This is a genomic window from Streptomyces scopuliridis RB72 (assembly GCF_000718095.1).
Lineage (GTDB): Bacteria > Actinomycetota > Actinomycetes > Streptomycetales > Streptomycetaceae > Streptomyces > Streptomyces scopuliridis.
The window spans coordinates 203122-215133 of record NZ_JOEI01000005.1; the positions used below are offsets into that span (position 1 = coordinate 203122).

The following is a 12012-nucleotide window of genomic DNA, read 5'->3' on the forward strand; positions in this document are numbered from 1 at the left end:
TGGGTCGTGTGACCGCCCCCCCCCAGGGGTGCGGCCGATCATCTCCAACAACAAGATCCCGAGCACAACGAAGAACTCCCAGCCCGGACGAATCCGTGCTGGGAGTTCTGTGAAGCCAAACAGGGTAACTACGTGAACTACCCAACGTGTCCGAGGGGGGACTTGAACCCCCACGCCCGATAAAGGGCACTAGCACCTCAAGCTAGCGCGTCTGCCATTCCGCCACCCGGACGAGTGGTCGAACCGCGGTGTGTCCCCGCGGCGACAGGGACAACGATACCAGGGGAACGAGGTGGCTCTCACCCGTATATCCGGTGGTCAGGGGTCCGTGGCCGGCCGGCTTCGAGGTCCCGGAGCCCTCGCGCAAGGCGCCTGGTACGGAACGTCGCCGCCCCGGCACAGACCGTGCCGAGCGCTCCCCGTACGGGTGGCGGGGAGCGCTCGGCGGTGGAGGGGTTATGGCATCAGGTGGTAGTCCGGGAAGTTGCCCGGCGGGCGCTCTCCCGGGGGGCCGTCCGTCACGGCTCGTACGAGGAGTTCGCCGCCGACGAAAGCGCCGCGCCAGGAGTGGCCGAAGCCGCCGAAGAGCTCGTCGCGGTCCCCGCGGGAGCGGGGTTTGCCGTGGCCGGTCTTGAAGGCGCGGATCTGGGGGGAGAGCCGGGCGTAGGTGGCCGGGTCGTCGGTGGAGAGGGTCGCGACGAGGGCGCCGTTCGAGGCGTTCATCGCGGCCAGCAGTTCCGCCTCCGTATCGACCAGGACGATCGTGTCGACCGGGCCGAAGGGTTCCGCGTGGTGCAGCGGGGAGGACGGGGGCGGGTTGAGCAGGGTGACGGGCGGGAGGTAGGCGCTGGTGTCCTGGCCGGGCAGGAACAGTCCCTCGTCCAGTGCTCCCTGGTGCAGCGGGACGGCGCCGCGGCTGATCGCCTCGGACACCTGGTCGTTCAGTTCCTTGGCCTTGGCCGCGTTGATGAGCGGCCCGAAGTCCAGTTCCGGCAGCGGGTCGCCGGGGTGCTCGACCGCGAGGGGGTGGCCCAGGCGGATGGAGCGTACGGCGGGGAGATAGGCGGCCAGGAAGTCCGCGAAGAGCGAGCGCTGGACCACGAAGCGTGGGTACGCCGTGCAGCGCTGCTTGCCGTAGTCGAAGAGTTTGGGGATGACCGCGGTCAGTGAGGACCAGTCGCTGAAGTTCCAGATGCCCCAGGTGTTCAGGCCCTCCTGTTCGAGGATATGCCGTTTGCCCAGGTCAGCGACTGCCGTGGCGATTCTGGCGCCGGTGTCGCGGCCTCCGACGAAGGAGACACAGCCGATCTCGGGCGCGCGCACGAGCGCCTCGGAGAGTTCGCCGCCGCTGCCGCTGACCAGGGTGAGGGGGATGCCCTCACGGACGGCGAGCGCGCAGGCCAGGGTCAGACATGCCACTCCCCCGTCGGTCGGCGCCTTGGCGATCACCGCGTTGCCGGCCAGGGCCTGCACCAGCATCGCGTGGATCAGGACGGACATCGGATAGTTCCAGCTGGCGATGTTGGAGACGGGGCCCGCCAGCGGGGTCCGGTCCGCCAGCATCGGTTCGACACCGTCCACGTACCAGCGCACGCCGTCGATCGCACGGTCGACGTCGGCCTGGGCGAGCCGCCACGGCTTGCCGATCTCCCAGACGAGGAGGAGGGCGAGCAGTTCGCGGTGTTCGGTGAGCGCGTCGAGCGTGGCCGCGACGCGGGCCTTGCGTTCGGACAGCGGGACATCGCGCCAGACGCGGTGTGCGTCCAGGGAGGCGCGCACCGCCTGCTGGGCGGTTTCGGCGTCCAGCCGGGGCGGGCCGGCGATGGGGCCCCCGTCGACCGGGCTGGTGGCGGGCACCGCGCGGCCGTCGGACTTCCAGGACGCGGCCCAGAGGTTACGCACACGGTCGTCCTGGAACGCCTCGGGTGCCACGGCGAGGCAGCGGTCCCAGGCGTCCGACCAGGCTGTGCCCGGCTTGAGTATCAGTTGGGTCGTTGTGAGGGTGGGTGCCATTGAGGGTCTCCGCTCTAGAGGGGCGGGAGTTGCATGGCTCGGCTCTCGTCCGTAGTGAATCGTGAACCGGATGGGGGGAGGCACACACTCCCTTAATTATGAGTGACGTCACGTGACGCCGCGAGACGGTCGAGTACCAGCCGCGCGGTCTCCGAGGGGGTTGAGCCGACCCGCACGCCGACCGCCTCCAGGGCTTTCTTCTTGGCCTCCGCGGTGCCGGAGGAACCGGAGACGATCGCGCCGGCGTGCCCCATCGTCTTGCCTTCAGGCGCGGTGAATCCGGCGATGTAGCCGATGACCGGCTTGGTGACGCGCTCCGCTATGTAGGCCGCCGCGCGTTCCTCCGCGTCGCCGCCGATCTCCCCGATGAGAACGATCAGTTCTGTTTCGGGGTCGTTCTCGAAGGCGGCGAGGCAGTCGATATGGGTGGTGCCCACGACGGGATCGCCGCCGATGCCGACGGCCGAGGAGAAGCCGGTCTCCCGCAGCTCGTACATGAGCTGGTAGGTCAGGGTGCCGGACTTGGAGACGAGTCCGATCCGGCCGGGCTTGGCGGCGATGTCCGCCGGGATGATGCCGGCGTTGGACTGCCCGGGGCTGATCAGTCCGGGACAGTTGGGGCCGACGATTCGCGTGCCCCGCTCTCTGGCGTACGCCTGGAAGGCGACGGCGTCATGGACGGGGATGCCCTCGGTGATCACGACCGCGAGCCCGATCCCCGCGTCCGCGGCCTCGATGACCGCGGCCTTGGCGAACGGCGGCGGTACGAAGACGACGGTGACGTCCGCGCCCGTCGCCGCCATGCCCTCGCTCACCGAGCCGAAGACGCGCACGGCTCCGGGGGCACCTCCCCGGCCCTCAGGGCCGTGGGGGACGTCGAAGTCGACGGTGCGGCCCGCCTTGCGCGGGTTGACACCGCCGACGATGCCGGTCCCGGCGGCGAGCATCCGCCGGGTGTGTTTCATGCCCTCGGCGCCGGTCATGCCCTGGACGAGGACCTTGCTCTCCTTGGTGAGGAAGATCGCCATGGTCTGTCGCTCCTCTTGTCCGACGTCTATCCGACGTTCGCGAGTACGGCGGCCTGCCTGGCCGCGCCGTCCATGGTGGTGGCCTGTTCCACGAGTGGATGCGCGCGGTCCGCGAGGATCGCGCGGCCACGTGCCGCGTTGTTGCCGTCGAGGCGCACCACGAGCGGCTTGGTCAGCCGCACCGACTCCAGGGCCTGGACGATGCCCTCGGCGACGGCGTCGCACGCCGTGATGCCGCCGAAGACGTTCACGAAGACGGACTTGACCGCCGGGTCGGAGAGGATGACGGCGAGCCCGTCCGCCATCACCTGGGCGGACGCCCCTCCCCCGATGTCGAGGAAGTTGGCGGGGCGGGCGCCGCAGCCGGCGACCACGTCGAGGGTGGACATGACGAGGCCCGCGCCGTTGCCGATGATGCCGACCTCGCCGTCGAGCTTCACGTAGTTGAGCCCCTTGGCCGCCGCGGCCGCTTCCAGCGGGTCGCCGTGCTCCTCGCTCACACGGTCGCCCCAACGCGCTTGCCGGAAGCGTGCGTTGTCGTCAAGAGTAATTTTGCCGTCGAGGGCGAGAATCAGCCCTTCTTCGGTACGGACCAATGGGTTGACTTCGACCAGAAGGGCATCCTCCCGGACCACCACCTGCCAGAGCGCCTGGAGTACGGGGACGGTCTCGGGCGGCAGCTGGGCGGCTTTCGCGATCTCCGCCGCCTTTGCTTCCGTGACCCCTTCCGCGGGGTCGACGGCGACCCGCGCCACCGCCTCCGGGCGGCTCGCCGCGATCTCCTCGATCTCCATGCCGCCCTCGGCGGAGGCGATCGCGAGGAAGGTTCCCGCGGCCCGGTCGAGGACGTAGGAGACGTAGAACTCCGCTTCGATTTCCACTGGTTGAGCGAGCATCACCTTCCTGACGGTGTGGCCCTTGATATCCATGCCGAGGATCTGACGGGCTGTCAGTTCGGCTGCGGCCGGGTCGATCGCGAGCTTCACTCCGCCCGCTTTGCCCCGACCTCCGGTCTTCACCTGCGCCTTGACGACCACCCGGCCACCGAGCCGGTCGGCGGCGAACCGGGCCTCCCGCGCCAGCTCCACCACCTCGGCCTCCGGCACCGCGATGCCATGGTCCGCGAACAGTTCCCTTGCTTGGTGCTCGTACAGATCCATGCCGGCTCCCTTTTTGACGAAAGTGCCGCACGCCCCCTGGACACCATCCGCTGGATGCGGGATAACAAGCTTCATACAGTATTCGTCGACTGTATGCAATGTACCGCGAGGGCGACAGCCCTCCCCTATGCGAAGGGACAGGGGCCTCCTCATGCCGGACCGAAGCGCACGCCCCCGTACCCATGGACCAGACCAGGTACAAGTAGAGGAGCCCCTCCATGCCCCAGGCTCTTGAGACCCCCCAGACAACCGCGTCCGCCAAGGCGCTGTCCGGCGTGCGGGTACTGGACATGACGCATGTTCAGTCCGGCCCCTCCGCGACCCAGTTGCTCGGCTGGCTCGGCGCGGACGTGCTGAAGCTGGAGGCTCCGACCGGCGACATCACCCGTAAGCAGCTGCGCGACATCCCCGATGTCGACTCGCTGTACTTCACGATGCTCAACTGCAACAAGCGGTCCATCACCCTCAACACCAAGACCGAGCGCGGCAAGGAGATCCTCACCGAGCTGATCCGCCGCTCCGATGTCATGGTCGAGAACTTCGGCCCCGGCGCCGTGGACCGGATGGGGTTCACCTGGGAACGCATCCGGGAGATCAACCCGCGGATCGTCTACGCCTCCATCAAGGGCTTCGGCGAGGGCCCGTACACCAACTTCAAGGCGTACGAGGTCGTCGCGCAGGCCATGGGCGGCTCGATGTCCACGACCGGCTTCGAGGACGGGCCCCCGCTCGCCACCGGCGCGCAGATAGGCGACTCCGGCACCGGCATCCACGCCGTCGCCGGCATACTCGCCGCACTCTTCCAGCGTGAACACACCGGACGCGGCCAGCGTGTCAATGTCGCGATGCAGCACGCCGTGCTCAACCTCTGCCGGGTCAAGCTCCGCGATCAGCAGCGGCTGGCGTACGGGCCGCTCGCCGAGTACCCCAACGAGGACTTCGGCGACGACGTGCCGCGCAGCGGCAACGCGAGCGGCGGCGGACAGCCCGGCTGGGCCGTCAGATGCGCGCCGGGCGGCCCCAACGACTATGTGTATGTGATCGTCCAGCCGGTCGGCTGGCGGCCCGTCACCGAGCTGATGGGCCGGCCCGAGCTGGCGGACGACCCCGAGTGGTCGACCCCGGAGGCCCGGCTGCCCAAGCTCGGCAAGATGTTCCAGCTCATCGAGGAGTGGACGAGCACACTGCCCAAGTGGGAGGTGCTGGAGAAGCTCAACGCCCGCAACATCCCGTGCGGCCCGATCCTCTCCACCAAGGAGATCATCGAGGACGCCTCCCTGGCGGCCAACGAGATGGTCGTCGAGGTCCCGCACCCCCAGCGCGGCTCGTTCACCACGGTCGGCAACCCGCTGAAGCTCTCCGACTCTCCCGTTGACGTGGTCACCTCACCTCTGCTCGGTGAGCACAACGAGGAGGTGTACGCCGGCGAACTCGGGCTCGGCGACGAGGAACTGCGACTGCTCAAAACGAACGGAGTCATCTAGCGGTGGACACCACTGAGGAGCATCAGAAAGCCGTACGCGCCGTCCTGGACGCCGCGCTGGCCGAGGGACGTACGGCCCTGACCGCGCCCGAGGGCAAGACCATCACCGACGCGTACGCCATCCCCACCCCGGCGGAGGGTCTCGCCGAGTGCGCCGACGAGGCGGTGGCCCTCGCCGACCGGATCGGTTTCCCGGTCGCGTTGAAGATCGTCTCGCCGCAGATCACGCACAAGACGGAGGCGGGCGGCGTACGGACCGGTCTGCGCTCGACCGCGGAGGTGCGCGGGGCGTTCACCGGGATCGTCACCAACGCGCGGGCGTACGACCCGCAAGCGCGGATCCTCGGTGTGCAGGTGCAGCAGATGGTTCCGTCCGGCACCGAAGTGCTCGTCGGTACGGTCACCGACCCCACCTTCGGCCCGATCGTGGCGTTCGGTCTCGGCGGCATCCTGGTGGAGGTCCTCAAGGACGTCACGTTCCGGCTCGCGCCGGCGTCCAGGGACGACGCGCTGTCGATGCTCGACGGGATCCGCGCGGCGGAGATCCTGCGCGGGGTGCGCGGCGGCGCGGCCGTCGACCGGGACGCGCTCGCCGATCTGGTGGTCAAGGTGTCGCGGCTCGCGGCCGACTTCCCGGAGATCGCCGAGGTCGACCTCAATCCGGTGTTCGCCTCGGCGAGCGGGGTGATGGCCGCGGACGTGCGGATCCTGCTCGCCACGGAGGCGCCGGCCAGGCGTCGTACGTACACCCGCGAGGAGATCCTCGTCTCGATGCGGCGGCTGATGAAGCCGGCCTCGGTCGCGGTGATCGGGGCCTCCGGCGAGCCGGGAAAGATCGGCAACTCGGTCATGCGGAACCTGATCGACGGGGGGTTTCCGGGAGAGATCCATCCGGTGAACCCCAAGGCCGATGACATACTCGGCCGCAAGGCGTACAAGAGCGTGATGGACGTTCCGGGCCAGCCCGATGTGGCGGTCTTCGCGATTCCCGCGGCCTCCGTCCCCGCGGCCCTCGAAGAAGTCGGCCGCCGGGGCATCCCGAACGCCGTCCTGATCCCCTCCGGCTTCGCCGAGACGGGCGAACACGCGCTCCAGGCGCGGATCGTGGCGATCGGCGAGGAGTACGGCGTACGGCTGCTGGGGCCGAACATCTACGGCTACTACTCCACCTGGCAGGACCTCTGCGCCACCTTCTGCACCCCGTACGACGTCCGCGGCGGCGTGGCGCTGACCTCGCAGTCCGGCGGCATCGGGATGGCGATCCTCGGCTTCGCCAGAAGTACCGGGACGGGTGTCTCGGCGATCGTCGGCCTCGGCAACAAGTCGGACCTCGACGAGGACGATCTGCTGACCTGGTTCGGCGAGGACCCCAACACCGAGTGCGTCGCCATGCATCTGGAGGACCTCAAGGACGGCCGGGCCTTCGTGGCGGCGGCGCGCGCGACCGTACCGAAGAAGCCGGTCGTGGTCCTCAAGGCCGGGCGTACGGCGGCCGGCGCCAGGGCGGCGGGCTCGCACACCGGCGCGCTCGCCGGTGACGACGCCGTATACGACGATGTGCTGCGGCAGGCGGGCGTCATCCGGGCGCCGGGCCTGAACGAGATGCTGGAGTACGCGCGGGCGCTGCCCGTGCTCCCCACTCCGCGGGGCGACAACGTCGTCATCATCACGGGCGCGGGCGGCTCGGGCGTACTGCTCTCCGACGCCGTCGTCGACAACGGCATGTCGCTGATGGAGATCCCGCCGGACCTGGACAGGGCGTTCCGCGCGTTCATCCCGCCCTTCGGCGCGGCGGGCAATCCGGTGGACATCACCGGGGGCGAGCCGCCGGCCACGTACGAGGCGACGATCAGGCTCGGCCTTGAGGACCCGCGGATTCACGCGCTGGTGCTGGGCTACTGGCACACGATCGTCACCCCGCCGATGGCCTTCGCGGAACTGACGGCCCGGGTCGTCGCGGAGTTCCGGGCCAAGGGCGTCCAGAAGCCGGTGGTGGCGTCCCTCGCGGGCGACATCGAGGTCGAGGAGGCGTGTCGGTACCTCTTCGAGCGCGGAGTGGTGGCCTATCCGTACACCACCGAGAAGCCGGTCGCGGCGCTCGGCGCGAAGTACGCGTGGGCACGGGCGGCGGGGCTGCTGTGACCCACTCACCAGACTTCCACCGGCCGGTCCGGGGGCTGCACCCCGGAAGCGGCATGGCCGTGTGGACACGAGCCGCGGGGTTCCCGGCCGCCGCTCGGAGGACATTCATGACGCACCGTCAGAACAAGGCGGCGTTAACCCCGTTGGGAGGAAGTCGATGACCTGACCAAGTCGGGTGGCACGAAAGTTCGGACAGGGGGCGCTGGCCAGTTCTTTCGATGCAAGGGGTGTCTACACCGCATGACTACCACTCAGCTCTCCAGCACCGTCCCCTTCAAGGAGGTGACGGATGGTAACGGCCGTGTGTACCGGATCGGCGAGACCGACCGGGACATCATGGGCCGTCCACGATGGACGATGGTGCTCTTCCCGTGGATCGGGATGATGGGCATCAGTTCGTCGGAGTACGCGTTCACCTCGGCGGAGGACACTCTGCACGAGGCCCATCTATGGAACAGCGGGCACATATTCTGGCTGATGGGCGTCTGGATATTCTTCCAGGCGGCCGTGGCCTTCCCCGCGGGGCAGCTCCGTGAGAGCGGCAAGCTGCCCGCCCGGTACGCCATGATGCTCGGCGCGCTGGGTACGCTCCTCGGCTATCTCTCACTGGCCTACGCGCCACATGTGATCGTGGCGTACATCGGCTTCGGTATGTTCAGCGGCATCGGCGCGGGTCTGGTCTATGCCACCTGTGTGAACATGGTCGGCAAGTGGTATCCGGAGCGCAAGGGCGGCAAGACCGGCCTCGTCAACGGCGGTTTCGCCTACGGCTCGGTGCCCTTCGTCTTCCTCTTCACCTCGTACATGGACCTGAGCAACTACCAGACGGTGCTGGTGATCGTCGGTGTCATCTGCTGTGCCGTGGTCGCGGTCGCCGGCTGGTTCTTCAAGGACCCGCCGAAGTACTGGTGGCCCACCGGCGCCGACCCGCTGAAGACGTCGGAGGACCCGAGGATCCGACGCGCTCTGGCGAAGAACCCGCCGGCGGTGAAGCAGTACACACCGAAGGAAGCGGCGCGCACACCCGTGCTGTGGATGATGTGGTTCTGCCTGCTCTGCACGGCCGGCATCAATATCTTCGGAATCGCGTTCCAGGTGCCCTTCGGCAAGGACATGGGGTTCGCGGGCGGGATCGTGGCCACCGCGATGTCGCTCAAGGCGATCGTGAACGGTACGGGACGCGGTGTCATCGGCTGGATCTCCGACCGGTACGGACGCCGTAACACCCTGATCTTCGTCTGTCTGGTCCTGGGCAGCGCGCAGTTCGGTGTGCTCGTCTCCGGATCCATGGGCAGCATGCCGTTCTTCCTCTTCTGCTCGATGGTCTCCGGCTTCGGCGGCGGCGCGATCTTCCCGCTGTTCGCGGCGATGACGGCGGACTACTTCGGGGAGAACAACAACGCTTCCAACTACGGAATGGTCTACAGCTCCAAGCTCATATCCGGCCTGGTCGGCTCCGGTATGGGAGCCGTCGTGGTGGCCGCCTGGGATTACGAGGGCGCGTTCATCATCGCCGGAAGCATCGGAATCGCCTCGGCCGTGCTGGCGCTGTTCCTCAAGGCGCCGGGAAGGCCGGACGGGAAGAAAATCGAACCAAACCCCAACCCGATTGGCCGTGAAATCGCTTAATGTCAGCAGAACCTCTTTCCGGTAGGTCCGCGTCGGCTACGGCCGACGCGGGCTACCGCGAAATCACAGACGAACGTGGCCGTATCTACCGCATCGGCGAGACCGACCGACAGATACTGGGTCACTCCCGAAAGTTCATGGTGTATCTGCCATGGGCGGCCATGATGGCCATCAGCGTCTTCGAGTACGCCTTCGGATCAGCCGAAAGCGTCCTCTCGGCCGCGCATGGCTGGTCCCAGAGCAACACCTTCTGGATCCTCAGTATCTGGGTGTTCTTCCAGGCGGGTGTGGCCTTCCCGGCAGGCTGGCTGCGGGAGAAGGGGATTCTGACGGCTCGCGCCGCCACGCTGATCGGCGCCGCTCTCTCCTTCGTGGGGTTCCTCTCCATCTCGCACTTCAACAACGTGTCGGCCGCGGTCCTCGGATTCGGTCTGCTCGGAGGTGTCGGCGCCGGTCTCATCTACGCCACCTGTATCAATATGGTGGGCAAGTGGTTCCCGGAACGCCGTGGTGGAAAGACGGGATTCGTCAACGGCGGATTCGCCTATGGCGCGGTGCCGTTCATCTTCATCTTCAACTACGCGTTCAACATCGGTAACTACCAGACGGTGCTGGACCTGATCGGCGTCTATGTCCTGGCCATCGTCGCCGTCTGCGCCCTGTTCTTCAGGGATCCCCCGAAGAACTGGTGGCCGGCGGATGTCGACCCGCTGAAGATCGCGGCGAGCGGCAAGAGCGCGACGGCCCTGGCCAAGAACCCTCCGGCATCCAAGCAGTACCGGCCCATGGAGGCCATCAGGACGGGCATGCTCCCGCTGATCTGGGTACTGCTGGTGATCACCGCCGGTGTGTCCATCTTCGGTATCTCCTTCCAGGTGCCGTTCGCCAAGGACGTCGGGTTCGGACCACTCGTCGCCGCCTCTTCGGCCGGTGTGCTGTCCGTCGTCAACGGCGTCGGCCGGGGAGTCGTCGGCTGGCTGTCGGACCTGTGGGGCCGCAAGATCACACTGATCTTCGTGATCACGGTGCTGGGACTGGCACAGTTCGGCGTCCTGTGGGCGGGCAACACGAAGAACGAGATCCTGTTCCTGGTGTTCGCCTTCATCTCCGGTTTCGGCGGCGGCGCGTTCTTCCCGTTGTTCGCGGCGCTCACGCCGGACTACTTCGGGGAGAACTACAACGCCACCAACTACGGTCTCGCCTACAGCGGCAAGCTGATCAGCGGGCTGTTCGGCGGCGGGCTCGGGGCGATGGCGGTCAACTCCTGGGGATACGACGGGGCGTACATCCTCGCCGGTGGACTCTCCCTCGTAGCCGCGGCCATGGCCATGCTGTTGCGCAATCCCGGAGAGTCGCGGGACAAGAGCGCTCCCCCCGTTCCACAGCCGGCCGGCGGGTGACCGGTCACAGACGGAAGGCCCTCCCCGCGGCTCATACCGAGCCGTGGGGAGGGCCTTCGTCGTGTGGTCACATCGACATGCGTTCCTGTGAACTACCGGCGTTCGCGCAGCGAGTGCAGATGCGCGGACGACTTCTCGGCGAAGAGGATGGAGTCCACCGGCTGGTCGTGCTCCACCTGCCAGTGGTGGTCACGGCGACCGCCGCGGGTCTTGTTCACCGCCGATATGAAGTGCTTGTAGTCGATGTCACCGTCACCGACGTCCACCATGCGGTAGCCGTCGCGGGCGGCGATGTCCTCGACGCCGTCCTTCACATGGAAGAGCGGGTAACGGTGGGGCTGCTTGAGCACATAGCGCAGCGGGTCGAAGGGCGCGGGCTTGCCCTCGGGGGTCTTGCTGAAGCGGAACTGCCCCGCGAACGCCCAGTAGATGTCCATCTCCAGATAGACCAGGCTGGGATCGGTCTCGGCCAGCAGGACATCGTAGAGCCGGACGTTCGGCTGGTCGGTGGCGAAGGAGAACTCCTCCGCGTGGTTGTGCTGGTAGAACTTCATGCCGCGCCGCTTGGCCGCGGCGCCATAGGCGTTGAAGTCCGCGGCGGCCCGCTTCCAGGCGTCCACGGTCGATCCGTAACGGAACGGGCCCGAGGCGGTTCCGATGTGGTCCAGGCCCAGTTCCTGGGCGTCGTCCAGGACCTTGGTGAGGTTCTGGGCGAAGCTGTAGGCGTTGGGGTTGTTGTTGTCGTAGTAGTTGACATGGCTGCCGATGCCCTTGAGACCGTGGTCCTTGGCCAGCCGCTTGAGCTGGGGCAGCGTGATCGGGCCCGCGGACCCCTGGGTGTATCCGGCGAACTCGACCTCGTCGTAGCCGAAGCGCTCAAGCTCCTCGAAGACCTTGGCGAAGCCGATCGTGGAGACCTTGTCACGCAGTGAGTAGAGCTGGATGCCGAGCCGGCCGGGGGGCAGGACGGGCTGGCCGTGTCCATGGCCGTGGCCGTTCCCGGTTCCCGTGCCCTGGGCGGCGGCGGGGGTCGCCGAGGCGCCGAGGACGGCGGCGGCGGTCGCGCCCGCGGCGACGCCGAGCATATTGCGTCTGCTCAGCTTCTGGGCGAGCTCTGGGTCGGCTGACTTCTTGCGGCTCATTGCGGAACTCCTTCT

Annotated in this window: 8 protein-coding genes and 1 tRNA gene; 4 read left to right on the top strand and 5 right to left on the bottom strand. The window is 67.7% G+C overall.

The window, feature by feature from the left end:
• Window positions 1-147: 147 nt before the first annotated feature.
• From IF11_RS0106340 to sucC, 4 genes are all read right to left on the bottom strand, one after another.
• Window positions 148-232 (bottom strand) — tRNA-Leu (locus IF11_RS0106340).
• Between the two features lie 224 nt (window positions 233-456).
• Entirely contained in the window at window positions 457-2013 is a 1557-nt protein-coding gene (locus IF11_RS0106345; protein ID WP_030350439.1) for an aldehyde dehydrogenase family protein, read from the bottom strand.
• Window positions 2014-2105: 92 nt separating this feature from the next.
• Window positions 2106-3041, bottom strand: coding sequence for a succinate--CoA ligase subunit alpha (gene sucD / locus IF11_RS0106350; protein WP_030350440.1), 936 nt, complete (start codon window positions 3039-3041; stop codon window positions 2106-2108).
• A 26-nt stretch (window positions 3042-3067) separates the two neighbouring features.
• On the bottom strand, window positions 3068-4201 hold the full coding sequence (sucC, locus tag IF11_RS0106355; RefSeq protein ID WP_030350441.1) for an ADP-forming succinate--CoA ligase subunit beta: 1134 nt from the start codon (window positions 4199-4201) through the stop codon (window positions 3068-3070).
• 218 nt (window positions 4202-4419) lie between these two features.
• On the opposite strand from sucC, the gene frc reads away from it, so the two are divergent.
• From frc to IF11_RS0106375, 4 genes are all read left to right on the top strand, one after another.
• The gene (gene frc / locus IF11_RS0106360; RefSeq protein WP_051745570.1) at window positions 4420-5685 is read left to right on the top strand and encodes a formyl-CoA transferase; all 1266 of its coding nucleotides are present in this window, start codon (window positions 4420-4422) and stop codon (window positions 5683-5685) included.
• A gap of 2 nt (window positions 5686-5687) precedes the next feature.
• Window positions 5688-7826, top strand: a complete 2139-nt coding sequence (locus IF11_RS0106365; protein WP_030350443.1) for an acetate--CoA ligase family protein — start codon at window positions 5688-5690, stop codon at window positions 7824-7826.
• A gap of 240 nt (window positions 7827-8066) precedes the next feature.
• Entirely contained in the window at window positions 8067-9455 is a 1389-nt protein-coding gene (locus IF11_RS0106370; RefSeq protein ID WP_030350444.1) for an OFA family MFS transporter, read from the top strand.
• Window positions 9455-10855, top strand: coding sequence for an OFA family MFS transporter (locus IF11_RS0106375; protein WP_030350445.1), 1401 nt, complete (start codon window positions 9455-9457; stop codon window positions 10853-10855). Before IF11_RS0106370 ends, IF11_RS0106375 begins: the two co-directional genes overlap by 1 nt.
• A 92-nt stretch (window positions 10856-10947) precedes the next feature.
• Here IF11_RS0106375 and IF11_RS0106380 read toward each other — a convergent pair whose 3' ends face one another.
• The gene (locus IF11_RS0106380) at window positions 10948-11997 is read right to left on the bottom strand and encodes a sugar phosphate isomerase/epimerase family protein (RefSeq protein WP_030350446.1); all 1050 of its coding nucleotides are present in this window, start codon (window positions 11995-11997) and stop codon (window positions 10948-10950) included.
• Window positions 11998-12012 lie beyond the last annotated feature (15 nt).